The following is a 20,045-nucleotide window of genomic DNA, read 5'->3' on the forward strand; positions in this document are numbered from 1 at the left end:
AAAAATACTTAAATTTTGAAAATATCAAGAGAAATTAAAACTGCCATTTTAGTAATAGCATCGATTTTATTATTTATTTGGGGCTACAGTTTTTTAAAAGGAAGAGACCTATTTACCAATTACAAAACTTTTTTTGTAGAATATAAAAGTGTAGAAGGTTTAGCTACATCAGCACCAGTAACCCTAAACGGTTTAGTGGTAGGTAAAGTTAGTAGCATCACCATAAATGAAAATACAGGTGTATTATTAGTCGAATTACAATTAAAAACTGATTTTCCTATTTCCAGTTCTAGTGTTGCTTCTATCTATGAGCCTGGATTTATTGGAGGGAAACAAATTGCAATTATTCCAAATTTTAATGACAAAACCTTAGCTGTTGATGGTCAGAAATTGCAAGGTGGAGTAAAAATGGGTCTTACTGATAAAGTAGGAGATCAATTAGCTCCCCTTCAGGAAAAACTTGAAAAGTTGTTGGGAAGTACTGAAAAATTAATGACAGGATTAAATAACGTTTTGGATCAAAAAGGCCAGCAAGATTTAAAACTTACTTTGGCTGAATTAGGTAAGACTATTGAACAGTTCCACAAAGTTTCTATGAATGTTAATGATTTATTGGACGCTAATAAAACTCAAATAAATGGAGTAGTAACCAATTTTAATAAAATTTCTGGAAATTTTTCTAAAATATCCGATTCCCTCAATAAAGCTGATTTAGCTAAAACTGCCCGTAATTTGAATGCAACTTTAGCAAGAGTTGATGGCATCATGAGCGGTTTGGAATCTGGAAAAGGTTCTATGGGTAAATTATTGAACGATGAGGCTTTCTACCAAAACATTAAGAGTTCTACAAAAGAATTAGAATTACTATTGCAGGACATTAGACTTTACCCGACAAGATATGTGAATATCTCTGTTTTTGGAAAGAAAAACAAACCTTATGTTGGTCCTACGAACGATTCTATACCTAATGTAAAAAATTAGTAATTATGAGCTATTTAGACAATATTTTATTTGCCATTCTATTGGTAATTGGTTTTGGATATTTTTTCAACAGTGTTAAAAAAATTAGACGGAATATCAATCTTGGAACTGCTGTAAATCGTTCAGATAATCCTAAAGCGCGTTGGACTAATATGGCCATGATTGCTCTTGGTCAATCAAAAATGGTGAAAAGACCCATTGCCGGAATACTTCATATTATTGTATACGTAGGTTTTGTGGTCATCAACATTGAATTATTAGAAATTATAATCGATGGACTTTTTGGTACGCATCGTGTTTTTGCTTTTTTAGGAACAACGTATGATGTGCTGATTGCTTCTTTTGAAATTTTAGCTTTTTTAGTTTTAGTTGCTGTTTTTGCTTTTTGGAGTAGAAGAAACGCAATCAAACTGAAACGATTTGTAAGTTCAGACTTGAAAGGATGGCCTAAAAGTGACGCGAATTACATCTTGTATTTTGAGGTGGTTCTAATGACTTTATTTTTGCTGATGAATGCTTCTGATTTGCATTTGCAAAATGTTCCGGGTGGTTTTTCACATTTTATAAAAGCAGGCTCTTTTCCAATAAGTCAATTTATTGAACCTATTTTTAATGGAATGTCAAATGAATTGGTAATGTTGCTTTCAGAGATATTCTGGTGGTTGCATATCGTGGGTATCTTGATATTCATGAATTACCTTTATTTTTCAAAACATTTACACATTCTGTTAGCTTTCCCAAACACCTATTTTGCAAATCTGAATCCACAAGGTCAGTTTGATAATTTAGAATCTGTTACTAAAGAAGTGAAGTTAATGATGGATCCTAACGCTGATCCTTTTGCAGCAGCTCCAGTGGATGAAAATGCAGTTCCAAGTAAATTTGGCGCAAGTGATATTCAGGATTTAAATTGGGTACAATTATTGAACGCTTACACTTGTACAGAGTGTGGTCGCTGTACTTCGTCTTGTCCAGCGAATATAACAGGAAAAAAATTGTCTCCTCGTAAGATCATGATGGACACCAGAGACAGAATGGAAGAAGTAGGAAGAAATATTGATGCCAATAAAGGTATTTTTATTCCGGATAATAAAACATTATTAAACGACTACATTACACCAGAAGAACTTTGGGCTTGTACTTCTTGTAATGCATGTGTGGAGGAATGTCCGGTAAATATTAGCCCGCTTTCTATCATTATGGACATGCGTCGATATTTAGTTATGGAACAAAGTGCGGCTCCAATGCCTCTGAATGCTATGATGACCAATATAGAAAACAATGGTGCACCTTGGCAGTACAATCAGCAAGATCGATTGAATTGGAAAAATGAATAATTGTTTTATTTGTTAAGAATTTATTTCATATAATACAAGAATAATTTCCGTTTACTTGAATAATCAAATCAACGAATAACCGAATCACAAATAGTATGTCAGAGAATTTAATAGTGCCAACTATGGCCGAAATGTTAGCTCAAGGGAAACAACCAGAAGTTTTATTTTGGGTTGGTTGTGCAGGAAGTTTTGACGATAGAGCAAAGAAAATAACTAAGGCATTTGTACGAATTTTAAATCGTTCCAATGTTTCTTTTGCGGTTTTGGGTACCGAAGAAAGTTGTACCGGTGATCCCGCGAAAAGAGCTGGGAATGAGTTTTTATTCCAAATGCAAGCGATGATGAATATTGAGGTTTTGAATGCTTACGAAGCAAAAAAAATTGTCACTGCTTGTCCGCATTGTTTTAATACGCTCAAAAACGAATATCCGGAATTAGGCGGAAAATACGAAGTGGTTCACCATACGGAATTTTTGAAATCGTTGTTGGATGATGGAAGATTGACTATCGAAGGTGGGCAATTCAAGGGAAAGCGAATTACTTTTCACGATCCTTGCTATTTAGGAAGAGCCAATAATGTTTATGAAGCACCAAGAGATTTGATTCTTAAATTGGATGCTGAATTAGTTGAAATGAAGCGTTCGAAAGCAAATGGTTTATGTTGTGGTGCCGGTGGAGCCCAAATGTTTAAAGATGCTGAACCAGGAAATAAGGAAGTCAACGTTGAAAGAACTGAAGATGCATTAGAAACAAAACCAGAAATAATTGCTGCGGGTTGTCCTTTTTGTAATACCATGATGACAGATGGGATTAAAAACAAAGAAAAGGAAGGTGAAGTAAAAGTTATGGATATTGCGGAATTAATCGCAAATGCGCAGGATTTATAAATCAATTAAAATTACAAATTTTGATTATCTTAATCAAAATTCATAACTCATAATTCATAAATAAGATGTACGTTCCATTTGAAAATTTACCTGAAGAATCCAGAATTTGGATTTATCAATCGAACAGAAAGTTTTCGGATGCGGAATTTTCTGAAATAGAAACTGCCTTGCAATCTTTCTTAGAAGGTTGGGCTGCGCATGGGACCAGTTTAGAATCATCGTATCAATTAAAATATAATCGCTTTATTATTATAGCAGTAAATCAAGATGTTCAGCCCGCAACAGGTTGTTCTATTGATTCCTCTGTAGAATTTATCCAAAGTTTAGAACAAAAATATAACGTTGATTTATTAGATAAAATGAATGTTACTTTCAAACTTGGAGAGCATATTGCACACAAGCCATTGATTGATTTTAAAAAGATGGTTAAAGATAAAGCGGTTACGGAGAACACAATCGTTTTCAATAATTTGGTTAATAATATAGAAGAATATAATGAATCTTGGGAAGTTCCAGCCATTGATAGCTGGCACAGTAGGTTTTTTTAAACAAAATAGTTCAATGAAAAAAATAGGCATCAAAATTGTTTTTTCTTATGTCTTATTTATTTTTGTTGCTACTGGTTGCGTTGGTACAAAAGTGAATAAGAACAAAACAATTGTATCCACAGTTCCGTCCAAAATAGAAAATCTGGACAGCACAAATAAAACTAATATTCCCAAGCTTTTTGACTTGTCTCCCGAAGGAAACAAATGGGTAGATAGTCTTTATAATACTATGACCTTAGAGGAAAAATTTGGGCAATTATTTATGGTTGCTGCTTATTCCAATAAAGATTCTACTCATAGTAATGCAATTGAAAAACTTATTTTGGATTATAAAATTGGAGGATTAATTTTCTTCCAAGGCGGTCCGGTTCGCCAGGCTAAATTGACTAATCGTTTTCAATCCAAATCAAAAATCCCACTTTTTATTGGAAGTGATGCGGAATGGGGTTTGGGCATGCGATTGGATTCGACCTATCGTTATCCTTGGAATATGACTCTCGGGGCCATTCAAGACATGAAACTTTTAGAGAAAGTTGGTGCGCAAATGGGACAGCAGAGCAAGCGATTGGGAATGCAGTTTAATTTTGCACCGGTGCTTGATATCAATTCAAATCCCAGAAATCCTATTATAGGTTTTCGTTCTTTTGGCGAAGATAAATTTAAAGTTACAGAACGGGCAATTTCCGTAATGAACGGGGTTCAAAGTCAGGGAGTATTTTCGACAGGGAAACATTTTCCGGGTCACGGCGATACGGATACCGATTCTCATAAAAAATTACCAATCATCAATTCTTCAAAAGAAAGACTAAAAGATATTGAGTTTTACCCTTACAAAAAAATGTTTCATGAAGGACTTGCATCAGTTATGGTGGCACATTTAAGCGTTCCCAGTTTAGAACCAAGACCTAATTTTCCTTCTTCGATTTCTTATAATGTAGTTACTGATATTCTTCAAAAAGAACTAGGTTTCAAAGGACTTATTTTTACCGATGCTTTGAATATGAAAAGTGTAAGTAATTTTAAATTACCCAGTGAAATCAACTTTGAAGCTTTTATGGCCGGAAATGACGTTTTGTTGTTTCCTGAGAATGTCCCTGCTGCGATTGATAAATTTAGATTGGCATATTCCTTGAATTTATTTACTGATGAGCGGTTGGCTTTTTCTGTAAAGAAAATTTTAAAATTCAAGTACAAGGCTGGGTTGAATGCGAATATACCAATTGCCACTGAAAATTTATACAATGATTTAAATGCTTTAGAAAATGATGCACTGCAATATGAATTGTATGAAAATGCGATTACGGTTCTAAAAAATACTTCGGCTGTTTTGCCAATTAAAAATTTGGATAAACAAAAAATTGCTTATGTAAAAATTGGTGATGACAGCAACGATGCTTTTGTGTCGACTTTAAAAAAATACGCTGAAGTAACTGTATTTGAAGATACTAATCTGGACAGTTTGCAAGTGAAATTGCAGTCTTTTACAGCGGTAATTATTGGCTATCACAAATCAGATGTTGCTTTTAGAAACGATGATTTAAAAGCGAATGAAGTTTTTAAAATCAATTTTTTAGCCAAGAATAACAATGTAATTCTAAATGTTTTTGCAAAACCTTATTCATTATTACCCATTACAAATTTTGAGGATATTGAAGGATTAGTTGTTTCCTATCAAAATAGTAAGATTGCTCAAATAGTTTCTGCAGAATTAATTTTTGGATCTATCGAAGCAAAAGGCAAATTGCCGGTTTCAATCAATGATATTTTCAAAGTAAATGATGGTTTGCCAACAGAAAAATTGAATCGTTTAGGGTTTACTACACCGGAAAATGTTGGAATGAATTCAACTATTTTATCAAAAATTGACGATATCGCCAATAACGCTATTAATGCTAAAATGACACCTGGAATTCAGGTTTTGGTAGCCCGAAAAGGTAAAGTTATATATCAAAAATCATTCGGATACCATACTTATGATAAATCGATAAAAGTGGAGGATTCTGATATTTATGATGTGGCATCATTAACAAAAATTTTGGCCACGTTACCCAATGTAATGTTGCAATACGATCAACAAAAAATAAATCTGGAGACTACATTAGGAACTATGTCTCCCATTTTTAAAGATACCAATAAAGCGAATATTAATTTCAAGGATTTATTGTCTCATTATGCAGGTTTAGCGGCAGGAATTCCATTTTACAAGGCTACGATTGATAAATCAAAATCTCCTTCTGAGGTTTATTTTAGGAAAGTTGCCGAAGAGAATTTCTCGAAAAAATTAGGAGATAGTCTTTTTATACGAAATGATTTTAGTGATACTATTATGAAAATGATTGTGGATAGTAAGCTGTCAGTGAAAAAAGAATACAAATACAGTGATCTTACTTTCATGATTTTGAAGGATTATTTAGAAAAAACAACCGGTAAAACATTAGATGTTTTGATTCAGGAAAATTTCTATAGCTCGCTTGGAATGAATAATTCCAGTTTTAATCCATTGAATAAATTTGATAAAAATAGAATTCCGCCAACGGAAACGGATACGTATTTCCGTCGCCAGCTTTTGCAAGGGTATGTCAATGATTTATCTGCAGCTTTAGAAGGTGGAGTTTCTGGTCATGCAGGAGTTTTTTCGAATGCAATGGATGTGGCTAAAATAATGGAACTTTATCTGCAAAAAGGGAATTATGGCAATCAGCAATATTTTTCCGAGAAAACTTTTGAAGACTTCAATACTTGTTATTTCTGCGCAGTGGGAAATAGGCGAGGTGTTGGTTTTGATAAACCACAATTGGGTGCTGAGGGACCTACTTGTGGTTGTGCTTCGATGACCAGTTTTGGACACACCGGCTACACTGGAACAATGGCTTGGGCCGATCCTGAAACACAAATTGTATATGTTTTTTTATCCAATAGAACTTTTCCGGTTGCTGCAGAGAATAGATTATCCAAAGCAAATATTCGGGAAGATATCCAAAAGGTGATTTATGAAGCGATTATAAACTAACCTATTTTTGAGGTTATAATAGAAATAGTACAAATGAAATTATTAACAATTTCATTTGTACTATTTCTATTAAAAACGTTTTCAATAATTTTAGTAGAAATATTTAATTATAAATTTTAGGTGAATTAAAGTATATTTGAGATAAAAATAGTTTGATGAAAAATAGGAATGCCGTTTTTACAAAAGTCAATTTAATTGTATTGCTTTTTTGCATGACTTTTGTAAATGCTCAAAATATTGATATTAATATTCTACGAGATATCAATGCTGATAGGAATATGAATTTAGATCCTACTTTTAAATTAGTAACGAATAGTGCGGTTCCAATCAGTGTCGCAACCCCCATTATTTTATATTCGGTTGCTTTAATAAAGAAAGATAGTACCATCAAGAAACAAGCAATTTTTATAGGGGAAACATTCTTAGTAAATGCATTTATTACCACTGCATTGAAACATACTATAAAAAGAAGCAGACCATTTGAGACCTATCCTGATATTGAACAAGCAGCATCGTCTTTGGGGAAATCATTTCCTTCGGGACATACTTCTTTAGCTTTTGCAACAGCAACATCACTGAGTTTAGCCTATCCCAAATGGTATGTTATTGCACCGTCTTTTGTATGGGCAGGCGCAGTGGGATATTCTCGAATGCACTTAGGGGTTCATTATCCAAGTGATGTACTTGCAGGGGCAATAATTGGTAGCGGTTCGGCTTATCTTAGCTATAAAGTGAATAAATGGATTAATAAAAAAAGTTCTATAAAGGACGAGTAGCGCTAGAAGTACTGTAATTAACGTTTGAAAATGATAAAGAGTTCAAGTCTAAATTATTTAATAATAAATAAATAATTGTCTGGCTATTAGAAGCGGTGATTTTATGTACTATATCAAAAGATAAAACACTAAATTCAACTAACTTTACAGTAATAGTAACATTTTTGATTGTTATTAGTTCTTTTTTTTATTAAATAAATTATCTAAAATGACACACAAACATGATATGGATGTTGAAGAATCTTGCTGTAATTTAGAAGAAAAAAAAGGTAATAAAGGAGGGCTAGATACGGGATGTTGTACTTCTCACAGTGACTCAGAAAATCACGATGAGGAAGATCATAATCATTCTGATGGAGATAAAAGTACCTTGAGAATGTTTTTACCTTCCATAATTAGTTTTATAGTATTGCTAATTGCTATACTATTTGATAATTACTTTACTCAATCTTGGTTTAATGGTTGGATTCGAATTACATGGTATGTTATAGCTTATATTCCGGTAGGTTTTCCAGTTTTGAAAGAAGCATATGAAAGTATTCGTAACGGAGTCGTTTTTTCTGAGTTTTTCTTAATGAGTGTTGCTACCATTGGCGCTTTTGGAATTGGTCAATATGCAGAAGGAGTTACTGTAATGTTATTTTACGCCATTGGTGAACTGTTTCAAATGCTCGCCGTTAAAAAAGCCAAATCCAACATAAAATCATTACTGGATGAAAGACCTGATGTTTCAAATGTTCTTGATGGGGTTAATATTGTTTCCAAAAAAGCTCGGGAAGTAACTATTGGAGAAATCATAGAATTAAAACCCGGAGAAAAATTAGCATTGGATGGGAAATTACTTTCGGATTATGCTACTTTCAATACAGCCGCACTAACCGGCGAAAGTAAACCTGACACCAAATCAAAAGGAGAAGCAATTCTTGCAGGAATGATTAATCTCAATACGATTTCTCAAGTTGAAGTTACTACAGCATTTACGGACAGTAAATTGTCTAAAATTCTGGAAATGGTTCAGGATGCTACTGCCAAAAAAGCGCCGACAGAATTATTCATTAGGAAGTTTGCTAAAATCTACACGCCAATAGTAGTATATCTTGCCATTGCCATCTGTTTGGTTCCAATCTTGTTTGTTGAACCGTATGTGTTTAAAGATTGGTTGTATCGAGCCTTGATTTTTTTGGTGGTTTCATGTCCTTGTGCCTTAGTGATTTCTATACCGTTGGGGTATTTTGGCGGTATTGGCGCAGCAAGTAAAAACGGAATACTGTTTAAAGGATCTACATTTTTGGATACAATGGCAGCTATTCAGGTAGTGGTTATGGACAAAACTGGAACATTGACTAAAGGTGTTTTTAAAGTTCAAAAAGTAGTTTCAATAGGGATTCCCGAGGCTGATTTGGTAAATTATACTGCTGCAATCGAAGCCAAATCTTCGCATCCTGTTGGTTCTGCAATACTAGAATTCGCCAATAATACTAATAATGAAATTGTTGTTTCTGATGTTACGGAGATTTCAGGGCTTGGTTTGAAAGGCGTTGCGGATGGAAAAGAAATTTTAGTGGGAAATCCTAAACTGATGAATAAATTTAATATCGATTATGACAAACAGTTAGATACAATTCCATTTACCATTATAATTGTTGCCATCGATAAGAAATATTCTGGTTATTTCCTTATTGCCGATGAAATAAAAGAAGATGCTAAAACAGCTATTGAAAGTTTACACCAAATAAATATCAAAACAATTCTGCTATCCGGTGATAATCAAGCTGTAGTTTCGGCTGTTGCCAAAGAGTTGAATATTGATGAAGCTTTTGGGGATTTATTACCGGAAAACAAGGTCGAAAAAGTAACAGCACTTATAAACCAAAAACTAAAAGTTGCATTTGTAGGAGATGGCGTAAATGATGCTCCAGTAATTGCTTTGGCCCAAGCCGGAATTGCTATGGGTGGTTTAGGAAGCGATGCAACAATTGAAACGGCTGATATTGTTATTCAAAATGATCAGCCTACTAAGATTTTTACCGCCATTGCTATTGGAAGAAAAACAAAACAACTCGTTTGGCAAAATATTAGTTTGGCTTTTTCTGTAAAACTGATAGTTTTAATTCTTGGAGCTGGTGGACTTGCCTCAATGTGGGAAGCTGTTTTTGCGGATGTTGGTGTGGCATTACTGGCAATTTTGAATGCGGTTAGAATTCAGCGAATGAAATTTTAAATTCATCTCGTTTTTAACTTAAAATTCCATAAAACTCATTCCTATTTTTCTTAATTTCGTTTCATTAAATTACATACATGAAAATTGCAATAGTTTGTTATCCTACCTTTGGAGGTAGTGGTGTTGTCGCTACAGAATTAGGGCTGGAATTGGCGCGTCGCGGTCATGAAATCCATTTTATAACCTACAGTCAGCCCGTACGTTTGGCACTTTTAAGTCCAAATGTTCATTACCACGAAGTAAATGTCCCTGAATATCCTTTATTCCATTATCAACCGTATGAATTGGCTTTGTCTAGTAAATTAGTCGATATGGTTAAATTATATAAAATAGAACTGCTTCATGTGCATTACGCCATTCCGCATGCTTATGCGGGGTACATGGCCAAGCAAATGTTAAAAGATGAAGGAATCAATATTCCGATGGTGACTACTTTACACGGAACTGACATTACATTGGTTGGTAATCATCCTTTTTATAAACCGGCCGTAACTTTTAGCATTAATAAATCTGATTTTGTGACTTCGGTTTCCCAAAGTTTGAAAGATGATACACTTAAACTATTCAATATAAAAAATGAAATCGAGGTGATTCCAAATTTTATTGAATTGGAAAAAAACACAAATGATCCGAGTATTCCTTGTCAACGTTCAGTAATGGCAAAGGAAAATGAGCGAATTATTACGCACATCAGTAATTTTAGAAAAGTAAAAAGAATTCCGGATGTAATTAAAATTTTCTATAACATCCAGAAAGAGATTCCAGCGAAACTGATGATGGTAGGAGATGGTCCTGAAAAAGAAAAAGCAGAATATTTATGTCAGGAATTGGGAATTTTAGATAAAGTCATCTTTTTTGGTAACAGTAACGAAATTGATAAAATTTTGTGCCTAACGGATTTGTTTTTGCTTCCGTCTGAAACAGAAAGTTTTGGTTTAGCCGCTCTGGAAGCAATGGCGTGCAAAGTTCCTGTCATTTCCAGTAATTCCGGAGGTTTGCCTGAAGTAAATTTTGACGGTATTTCCGGTTATTTAAGTGACGTGGGAGACACGGATGAGATGGCTCAAAATGCCTTGAAAATTTTAAAGGATGATTTAGTTCTGAAACAGTTTAAAGAAAATGCTTTATCAATTGCGAAAAAATTTGATATTAAAAACATTTTGCCACTTTATGAAGCGTTGTATCAAAAAGCCATCAATAAATATTTATAAACTCTCGATTGATAATTTTATGAATGAGAATAAGTAGTTTAAGCTTTTCCGTTTATTTAAAAATATAAAAATGAAAAAACTAATTCTTTCCGCATTTGCTATTACGCTTGCTTCATGTAGTACTACTTCTTCAAAGATTTCGGATACAAGCAAATTATATGAAGTTTTGACACAGCAATCTAATGGCGGTGCAAATATTCGTTTTTTTGAAATACTTTCTGAGCCAAACGAAATTAAAATGCTGCAGAATGATGAAAATTTGAAAGATAAGATTAGTGTTACTGATATTCAAAACTCGAATTTTATTGTTTTGAATATGGGAGAGAAAACAACTGGCGGTTATAGTATAGGAATTGAAAATATTGTTGAAACAGATAAAAATGTAATTATAACCGTAAAAGAAACCAATCCTGAACCGGGCAGCATGTTAACACAGGCCTTTACAACTCCTTTTTGTGTTGTCAAAATAAATTCAAAAAAAGAAATTATAATTAAATAAAAAACGGCCACTATTTCTAGTGGCCGTTTTCATGTATTGTTTGGATAAAACTAGAATTGATATTTAAGAGCTAAAGCTACATCAGAACCATAGTTGTTTTTGTAGTATCCACTTCCACCAAATTCAGGTCTGAAATCTAAAGATACTAATAAAGGAAAGTCAAAGTTGTATTCAATACCGATATCTCCAGCAGCAAATGCAAAAGTATCATTGTATGAAGTATTGTTGTTATCATAACTGTAGTTACCTACACCACCACCAACACCTGCATACCAATTGAAACCACCATCAATGTTCCATACCCATTGGTATAAACCTGTAAGTTTGATAGCACTGTCATCGTAGTCATTATTGTTAAAGTTACTTCTGTTTCTCCAACCTAAGTCTAATTCTAAACGGTTGTTAGCTGATAAACCTCTTTGGTAAGAAAGTTCAGCACCAAATCCACCGCTATCTCCAAAACGAAGACCTAATGCATTTTTTGAAATATCCTGTGCTTGTGCGGTAAATGCTAATCCAATTAACATTATTGCCGATAAAATAATCTTTTTCATAAGTGAGTTTTTGTTGATACAAATGTAATACTAAGATAAGATGCATTTTTATAAAATTTCAGAAATAAGTTATATAATTTACATATTCCGGAATCACAGCGACCAAAAAAGAGAATCACATCAAAATGTTTTGTTTCGAGAATAGCACGGAAGCAATGACTTGATTGCTTAAAATATCTTCCATTTCAAAAAGATTATCTTCCTCAACATAATTCATTTCCGAATAGCGAAATAATTTCCAACGTTTTTTATTGTACTCTAATGCTGTGAGATTCTCAATCCAATCTCCGGAATTTAAATACATTGTATTGCCCATTTTAGTTTCTTTTTGAATCATTTTTGGCTCGTGGATGTGACCACAAATTACATAATCATACTTCTTTTCAATCGCTAATTCAGTGGCTGTTTTCTCAAAATCAGAAATGTGTTTTACTGCTTTCTTAACACTTGCCTTTATTTTTTTAGAAAAAGAGTAAGGTTCTTTTCCTATTTTCAACAAACACCAGTTTACAAATCGGTTTAAAAGAATTAGATAGTCATATCCTAATCCGCCTAATTTTGCAATCCATTTTGAGTGCTGCACAGAAGCATCAAAGACGTCGCCATGAAAAATCCATGCTTTTTTATCATCAAGATCTAAGACTAATTTGTCGACTAAAGTAAAATTACCCAAATTCATATCGCTGAATTTTCGGAGCATTTCATCATGATTTCCTGTAATGTAATAGACTTTTGTTCCCTTTGAAGCAAAACTGATAATTTTTTGGATGACCTTTAAATGTGCTTTTGGAAAATAGGACTTTCTAAATTGCCAGACATCAATAATATCGCCATTTAATACTAAAATCTTGGGTTTTATGGCGGATAAATAATTGTAAAGTTCCTTGGCATGGCTTCCAAAAGTTCCAAGATGCACATCTGAAATTACCACTAACTCGACTTTTCTTTTTTTCAAGGTTTTTTCATTTGAAGTTTAGCAAAATAATCGAAATATTATCAAATGAAATGGAATTAAAAGTTAAGAAATGTCATAGAATATTAATTTAATAACAATAAATGTGAAATGTTGGTTAAAACTTTAAAGGCTAAAATTTTGAACTTTAAACTAAAATGGTACTTTTGTTCAAAACAAATTATAATGGCAGGAAATAGCTACGGAACACTATTTAGAATAACAACTTTTGGAGAATCCCATGGTGACGCTTTAGGCGGAATCATAGATGGTTGTCCTCCTGGAATCACAATAGATTTAGAAGCAATCCAATTCGAAATGTCACGAAGAAAACCAGGTCAATCAGCTATCGTTACCCAACGAAAAGAGCCAGATGACGTGCAATTTCTTTCTGGGATTTTTGAAGGTAAAACAACAGGTACACCAATTGGCTTTATCATTCCGAATACCAATCAAAAATCAGACGATTATTCCCATATAAAAGATAATTATAGACCTAGTCATGCCGATTATGTATATGAAAAAAAATATGGAATTCGGGATTATCGTGGTGGCGGACGCAGTTCTGCTCGTGAAACTGCTAGCAGAGTTGTGGCTGGTGCTGTGGCAAAACAAATGTTACCAGAAATAAAAATTAATGCTTACGTTTCTTCTGTAGGTCCAATATTTTTAGAAAAACCATACCAAGATTTAGACTTTTCAAAAATTGAAAATAATCCGGTTCGCTGCCCAGATGAAGAAGCAGCGGTAATTATGGAAGAATACATTCGGGATATTCGCAAACAAGGCGATACTGTGGGCGGAACTGTAACCTGTGTGATTCAAAATGTACCTATTGGTTTAGGAGAACCAGTTTTTGATAAACTTCATGCGGAACTTGGTAAAGCGATGCTCTCCATAAATGCCGTAAAAGGATTTGAATTTGGCAGTGGTTTTTGTGGTGCAAAAATGAAAGGTAGCGAACATAATGATTTATACAATGCTGATGGAACGACAAAAAGCAATCTTTCAGGCGGAATACAAGGCGGTATCAGTAATGGAATGGATATTTATTTCCGAGTTGCTTTTAAACCGGTAGCTACCATTATGCAAAAACAAGAATCCTTAGACAATAAAGGCAATATTACGGAAATGACTGGAAAGGGACGCCATGATCCTTGTGTTGTTCCACGTGCCGTGCCTATTGTTGAAGCAATGGCAGCGATTGTTTTAGCTGATTTTTATTTGATAAACAAAATATATTAATACTAATTTTTGGAGCTTTTCTATTATAAACATTACCGATTTTCAACTTCAATGTAAGTAAAAAATATAGTGTTCTAATCAGAATAAGTCCTGAAGCCTAACAAACACATTAATGAATACCAATACAACTAAAAAACCATCTTTTTTTTCAGGATTAACGGGTCAAATATTAATTGCTATGGTTTTGGGTGCTGTTTTAGGCATTATCATACACAATTCGATCTCTCCAGAATCGGCTCAAAATTTTAGTAATAAAATCAAAATTCTGGCGACAATTTTCATTCGATTGGTTCAAATGATTATTTCTCCATTGGTTTTTACAACTTTAGTAGTAGGAATTGCGAAACTTGGTGATATTAAGGCAGTAGGAAGAATAGGAGGAAAAGCGATGGGATGGTTTTTTACAGCTTCATTTATCTCCTTATTATTAGGTATGTTTTTTGTAAACATATTGGAACCGGGAGTTGGCCTTAATTTATCAAATGTTGATATGGGTTCAGTTTCAGAAGTTACTGCAAAAACTCAAAATATATCTTTTGAAAACTTTATAGAACATATTGTGCCTAAAAGTATTTTTGAAGCCATGGCAACCAATGAAATTTTACAAATTGTAATTTTTTCTATTTTCTTTGGTCTGGCCGCAGCCGCATTGGGAGATTATGTAAAGCCAGTTACAAACGCTTTGGATAAAACATCTCACATTGTTCTGAAAATGGTAAATTATGTAATGAAGTTTGCTCCAATTGGAGTTTTCGGTGCTATTGCTGGTGTATTTGCGGTAAGAGATTTTCAAGAATTAGCCATTACTTACTTTAAGTTTTTTGGTTCGTTCTTAATTGGAATTTCATCACTTTGGATAGTATTGATTATAGTGGGGTATATTTTTCTGAAAAGCAGAATGACTGTCTTGCTTAAAAGAATTGTCAGTCCGTTAATTATTGCTTTTGGTACAACCAGCAGTGAAGCTGTATTTCCAAAATTGACAGAAGAATTAGAACGTTTTGGTGTCAAAGACAGGATTGTATCTTTCATGTTGCCACTTGGATATTCTTTCAATTTGGACGGAAGTATGATGTACATGACTTTTGCTAGTATTTTCATTGCGCAAGCCTACGGAATCGATTTAGATTTAGGAACTCAAATGACAATGCTTTTAGTTTTAATGCTTACCAGTAAAGGTATTGCAGGCGTTCCAAGAGCGAGCTTAGTGGTTGTTGCCGCAACATGCGGTATGTTTGACATTCCAATTGAAGGAATTGCTTTGATCTTACCAATTGATCACTTTTGCGATATGTTTCGTAGTGCAACAAATGTTTTAGGAAATGCTTTAGCGACTTCAGTTGTAGGGCAATGGGAGGGTGCTGATGAAACAGAAGAAGTTGTTATCGAGTAATAGAAATTAATAGTATTTTAAAGTATCTATTTTAACCTGTTCAATTATTGAGCAGGTTTTTTTGTTTAAATAATTGGATATTTACTGTCTTTTAAATTTTTCTTTTCTTGTGTTTGATTTTAAGACATAATTTATACTTTTACTCTTTTTTTTATTAATATAATGTATATTTGATAAAATTTAATTGTTTATGTATCAAATACGTGTTGTTCTGTGGGTATTGTTGACGGTAAATTCGGTTAACAATACTATTTTTGCACAAACAAAAATTTTTTCTGAAAAAGAAATTACCAAACTAACGAATCTGGCTTCTCACTATTTAAAGGAGGCTAATTTTGAAAAATCATTAGAAATTTCTAAGGTAGCATTACAAAAAGCCATTACTGCTAATGATTCTGCTGCAACCACAATCTCCTACACTACCATAGCTGCTAATTACGCTGAACTTGCTGAATTTGACAAAGCTATTTATTTCTACAATAAAGCATTAAAGTACGCTAACAAGATTAGTAATGATACTCTTCAAAGTAGGATTCATAACAATTTAGGCAACATTTACTGTTTTGAAAAGAAGCAATATAATAAAGGGATAAATTTCTATGAAAATGCTATTAAATACAGTCAAAAAATAGCGGACACTAATCAGATTTTCATGACCAAATTGAATATTGCTTGGGCTTATTTTGACGTTGGCCATTTTGAAAAAGGACATCCAAGTTTAGAATTCGTAAATAAGTACAATTTAAAATACGGTAATAAATCTAATGCTGCTGCTATAAATATGCTCAACGGAATGTATTATTCCCAACAAGGCAATCATGAAAAAGCAACTAGTTCTTTTTTAAATGCTATTAAAGTTGGGAATGAAGCCAATGAAAAGTCTGATTTATCCTTTGCACATCTTGAATATTCTAAGCATTTAATGAACAAAGGTAATTATAAAAATGCGTACGAAAACCTTAATCGATACAACGAAATTACCGCATTACTCTACAACAAGGAAAAACTGGAGAAAGCTAATATTGCCGGAATTAATGTTGAATTAGATGAGTACAAAAGAGAAATTGATAATTTTGAAATCGAAAAAGAAGCCCAACTTCAAATTGTTGAAAAATCTAAAACGATTTTGGTGTTATTTACAGTAATATCCATCGTTTTATTGCTTTTGCTTTATACTTTGCTCAAAAACAATAATTTCAAAAAAAAATTGAATGCGGAACTTTCAGCGACTAACAAACAACTACTAATTGCAAAGGAAAAAGCTGAGGAAGCTTCTGTTTTAAAATCGCAATTTGTATCAACTATTAGCCATGAACTCAGAACTCCTTTATATGGAGTGGTTGGAATTACAAATATGTTGTTGGACGAGCATAAAGAATTAGCCGACAGTCCGCACTTGAGTTCGCTAAAATTTTCGGCTAGATACTTGCTTTCGCTCGTAAATGATATTCTTCAAATCAACAAAATTGAAGATAATAGAATGATTTTGGAGAATTTGACTTTTAATATTTCGGATGAAATTAATATGGTCAAAAATTCACTTTCCTTTTTAGCTAAAAACAATAATAATTTTATAGTAGTAAAAATTGATCCTACTATTCCTGTATATTTAATTGGGGATAAATTACGGCTTTCTCAAATCATTATGAATTTGGTGAGTAATGCTCTGAAATTTACGATAAATGGTGAAGTAATAATTCACGTAAATTTAGAAAGAGTAGAAGGTAAATCTTATTTTTTAGAGTTCAGAATTGAAGACAACGGAATTGGAATTGCAGCTGAAGATCAAGAGAAGATTTTTGATAAATTTGTACAGGTAGGTCGAAAAGAAACGGATTATCAAGGAACTGGACTTGGACTTTCAATAGTAAAACAACTCTTAGGTTTATTCAATAGTAGTATTTCATTACAAAGCACCATTGGTCAGGGAACTATTTTTAAGTTCTTGATTGCTTTCGAATACAATCCTGAGAAAACAATTGATATCATCAATAACATTCAAGTTGATATTTCTCCTCCTCATTCCATAAATGTTTTGGTTGTTGAGGATAATCGTATTAATCAGTTGGTGACCAAAAAAACTATAGAAAAGAATAATTATAAATGTAGCGTAGTTGATAACGGATATGCCGCATTAGAAATTCTTGATAAAGAATATTTTGATATTATCTTGATGGATATCAATATGCCTCTAATAAATGGGTTTGAAACTACTCGCAAAATTCGTCTGATGGGAATCGAAACACCAATTGTAGCACTGACAGCTTTTGATAAAGCTGAAATTACAGAAGAAGCGCTCTCAGCTGGAATTAATGATATTATTATAAAACCTTTTGATTCGGTTAAATTGTATAAAATCATAACAATTTTAATCTCTAAAAATTAAAGAAACGATATTTTTTAAGTACTAAAAAAAAATCGTTAAATCTTTAAAGTCTTATACAAACTCTTAGATTTAACGATTTTTTATCTGTTAAAAATTGAATATTTTATTATTTTATTGCAATTTTTTTTAACAACTTTTTCTTTCCATTGTCTTTTTTTGCAATATCGACATGAAGAATTCCATCTTTATAACTTGCTTCAATTTTATTTTCATCAATTGAATCCGGTAAAGTAAAAGATCGAAAGAAGGATTGATAACTAAACTCTTTTCGAACGTAATTATCTTTTTTTCTTGTTTCTTCTTTTTCTTCTTTTTTTTCAGAAGAAATCATGAGCATGTTATTGTCAATTTCAACTTTAAAATCTTCTTTTTTCATTCCCGGAGCAGCTAGTTCTACTTGTAGTTTGTCATCAGTTTCTTTTAAATTCACTGAAGGTAAATTACTGCCCATAGCGGTAAAATTTTTATCAGTCCAATCAAATAGATCTCTTGAGATAAAATCATCAAAAAATGTATTTACTGAAGGAAATAAACTGGTATTCATTACTGGCACTAATCCGTTTCTTTTAACTAAAGTTTCCATAATTTTGTGTTTAAAGTTGTTTATAATATCTTAAATCAAATGTATTGATTTAATTATTTTTACAAACCGCTTTTAACATTTAAAACGTTGAATAACAATGTATTAACGTTTAATTACGTTTTTATGTTTTGGTTAAAAGGGCAATTCTTACAGCTGAAAAATTGATTTGGAAATACAATTAATACCAGCGCTTTTTATTTTGTTTAGATGCGTCAGACTTTCTTGACTTATGCGCTCCACCGCTTCGGTTTGAATTTTTTTGTGCAGCAGATGCGGGTGCTGTTTCCGGACTGCCTGAATGCCAATGATACGGATGATCATTTACGGTCTTTACATCAACTTTTATCAGTTTTTGAATGTCTTTCCAATATCCGTGCTCGTCTTTACTGCAAAAAGAGATTGCAATTCCGCCATTTCCGGCGCGACCGGTTCTACCAATTCGGTGAACATACGTCTCAGGAATATTTGGTAAATCAAAATTAATTACAAACGGCAATTGGTCAATATCAATTCCTCTGGCAGCAATATCAGTAGCTACTAATACGCCAACTTCTTTATTTTTGAAAGCATCCAAAACACGTTGTCTTGCATTCTGTGATTTGTCACCGTGAATGGCTTCGACGGCAATGTTGTTTTTTCGTAATGCTTTTACAACATTATCAGCACCGTGTTTCGTTCTGGAAAAAACCAGTACATCTGATAAATTTTCATTTTTAATCAAATGATATAGTAAATTTCTTTTCTCGGCCTTTTCAACAAAATAAACCCTTTGTTCTACGTTTTCAGCTGTTGAGGAAACTGGCGAAACAGTTACGGTTGCAGGATCCGTGAGAAACATTTCGGCTAATTCTCGGATGGCAATTGGCATCGTAGCTGAGAAAAACAAAGTTTGTCTGTTTTTTGGCGTAAGCTTTACAATTTTCTTTACATCGTTTACAAATCCCATGTCCAGCATTTGATCTGCCTCATCCAGCACTAAAGTATGCAAATGATCTAAATCAATAAAACCTTGTTTGTGTAAATCAAGTAATCTTCCTGGTGTTGCTATCAGGATATCTACACCATTTTTTAAGGCATCAACTTGAGGATTTTGTGAAACTCCACCAAAAATCGTCAGTTGAGTCAAATTAGTATATTTGCTATAATCGTCAAAGCTTTGGCCTATTTGAACGGCTAATTCTCGCGTTGGAGTTACAACTAGAGACCTGATTACTTTGGCTTTTTTTGACGAACCTACAATTCGGTGTAATTGATGTATAATTGGTATAGCAAATGCGCCTGTTTTTCCCGTTCCGGTTTGTGCACATCCGATTAAATCTCTCCCCGCTAATACTAGAGGAATCGATTGTTCTTGAATAGGAGTGGGATTCAGATAGCCTTGTTCAAATACGGCTTTTTGTATACTTTTTGAAAGTGATAAATCTTCGAATAACATATTTTGGATATTAAATATCTTGTATTA

General features: G+C 33.1%; 16 protein-coding genes. 12 read left to right on the forward strand and 4 right to left on the reverse strand.

What is annotated here, in order from left to right; all coding sequences use genetic code 11:
- The first annotated feature begins 15 nt into the window (after positions 1 to 15).
- From G7A72_RS15155 to G7A72_RS15195, 9 genes are all read left to right on the forward strand, one after another.
- On the forward strand, positions 16 to 981 hold the full coding sequence (locus G7A72_RS15155) for an MlaD family protein (protein ID WP_165153140.1): 966 nt from the start codon (positions 16 to 18) through the stop codon (positions 979 to 981).
- A gap of 5 nt (positions 982 to 986) precedes the next feature.
- Positions 987 to 2,318 carry a (Fe-S)-binding protein gene (locus tag G7A72_RS15160; RefSeq protein WP_165153142.1) on the forward strand — a complete coding sequence of 444 codons (1,332 nt, stop codon included), beginning with the start codon at positions 987 to 989 and terminating at the stop codon, positions 2,316 to 2,318.
- 95 nt (positions 2,319 to 2,413) lie between these two features.
- Complete coding sequence (locus tag G7A72_RS15165; RefSeq protein ID WP_165153144.1) at positions 2,414 to 3,205, forward strand: (Fe-S)-binding protein; 792 nt, start codon at positions 2,414 to 2,416, stop codon at positions 3,203 to 3,205.
- A gap of 65 nt (positions 3,206 to 3,270) precedes the next feature.
- Entirely contained in the window at positions 3,271 to 3,753 is a 483-nt protein-coding gene (locus tag G7A72_RS15170; protein ID WP_165153146.1) for an ABC transporter ATPase, read from the forward strand.
- Between the two features lie 13 nt (positions 3,754 to 3,766).
- Entirely contained in the window at positions 3,767 to 6,763 is a 2,997-nt protein-coding gene (locus G7A72_RS15175; RefSeq protein WP_165153148.1) for a glycoside hydrolase family 3 N-terminal domain-containing protein, read from the forward strand.
- 155 nt (positions 6,764 to 6,918) lie between these two features.
- Positions 6,919 to 7,539, forward strand: coding sequence for a phosphatase PAP2 family protein (locus G7A72_RS15180; RefSeq protein ID WP_165153150.1), 621 nt, complete (start codon positions 6,919 to 6,921; stop codon positions 7,537 to 7,539).
- A gap of 208 nt (positions 7,540 to 7,747) precedes the next feature.
- Complete coding sequence (locus G7A72_RS15185) at positions 7,748 to 9,760, forward strand: heavy metal translocating P-type ATPase (protein WP_165153152.1); 2,013 nt, start codon at positions 7,748 to 7,750, stop codon at positions 9,758 to 9,760.
- A gap of 77 nt (positions 9,761 to 9,837) precedes the next feature.
- Positions 9,838 to 10,971, forward strand: a complete 1,134-nt coding sequence (bshA, locus tag G7A72_RS15190) for an N-acetyl-alpha-D-glucosaminyl L-malate synthase BshA (protein WP_165153154.1) — start codon at positions 9,838 to 9,840, stop codon at positions 10,969 to 10,971.
- Between the two features lie 70 nt (positions 10,972 to 11,041).
- Complete coding sequence (locus G7A72_RS15195; protein WP_165153156.1) at positions 11,042 to 11,470, forward strand: protease complex subunit PrcB family protein; 429 nt, start codon at positions 11,042 to 11,044, stop codon at positions 11,468 to 11,470.
- Between the two features lie 50 nt (positions 11,471 to 11,520).
- Here G7A72_RS15195 and G7A72_RS15200 read toward each other — a convergent pair whose 3' ends face one another.
- The gene (locus tag G7A72_RS15200) at positions 11,521 to 12,024 is read right to left on the reverse strand and encodes a hypothetical protein (protein WP_165153158.1); all 504 of its coding nucleotides are present in this window, start codon (positions 12,022 to 12,024) and stop codon (positions 11,521 to 11,523) included.
- A gap of 115 nt (positions 12,025 to 12,139) precedes the next feature.
- Positions 12,140 to 12,979, reverse strand: a complete 840-nt coding sequence (locus G7A72_RS15205) for a UDP-2,3-diacylglucosamine diphosphatase (RefSeq protein ID WP_165153160.1) — start codon at positions 12,977 to 12,979, stop codon at positions 12,140 to 12,142.
- A 183-nt stretch (positions 12,980 to 13,162) separates the two neighbouring features.
- Between G7A72_RS15205 and aroC the strand changes: the two genes are divergently transcribed.
- The 3 genes from aroC to G7A72_RS15220 all read left to right on the forward strand — a co-directional run bounded on the left by aroC (position 13,163) and on the right by G7A72_RS15220 (position 18,000).
- Complete coding sequence (aroC, locus tag G7A72_RS15210) at positions 13,163 to 14,221, forward strand: chorismate synthase (protein WP_165153162.1); 1,059 nt, start codon at positions 13,163 to 13,165, stop codon at positions 14,219 to 14,221.
- Positions 14,222 to 14,333: 112 nt separating this feature from the next.
- Positions 14,334 to 15,614 (forward strand): dicarboxylate/amino acid:cation symporter, encoded by a 1,281-nt coding sequence (locus G7A72_RS15215; protein WP_113666645.1) that lies wholly within the window; start codon positions 14,334 to 14,336, stop codon positions 15,612 to 15,614.
- Between the two features lie 190 nt (positions 15,615 to 15,804).
- Positions 15,805 to 18,000, forward strand: coding sequence for a response regulator (locus G7A72_RS15220; RefSeq protein WP_165153164.1), 2,196 nt, complete (start codon positions 15,805 to 15,807; stop codon positions 17,998 to 18,000).
- Between the two features lie 106 nt (positions 18,001 to 18,106).
- Here G7A72_RS15220 and G7A72_RS15225 read toward each other — a convergent pair whose 3' ends face one another.
- Together G7A72_RS15225 and G7A72_RS15230 are read right to left on the reverse strand one after the other, a co-directional pair.
- On the reverse strand, positions 18,107 to 18,583 hold the full coding sequence (locus tag G7A72_RS15225) for an Hsp20/alpha crystallin family protein (protein ID WP_113666643.1): 477 nt from the start codon (positions 18,581 to 18,583) through the stop codon (positions 18,107 to 18,109).
- A gap of 178 nt (positions 18,584 to 18,761) precedes the next feature.
- A complete protein-coding gene (locus G7A72_RS15230) occupies positions 18,762 to 20,018 on the reverse strand; it encodes a DEAD/DEAH box helicase (protein ID WP_165153166.1) in 1,257 nt (418 codons plus the stop codon).
- Between the last annotated feature and the right edge of the window lie 27 nt (positions 20,019 to 20,045).

Source organism: Flavobacterium sp. Sr18 (assembly GCF_011064265.1).
Lineage (GTDB): Bacteria > Bacteroidota > Bacteroidia > Flavobacteriales > Flavobacteriaceae > Flavobacterium > Flavobacterium petrolei.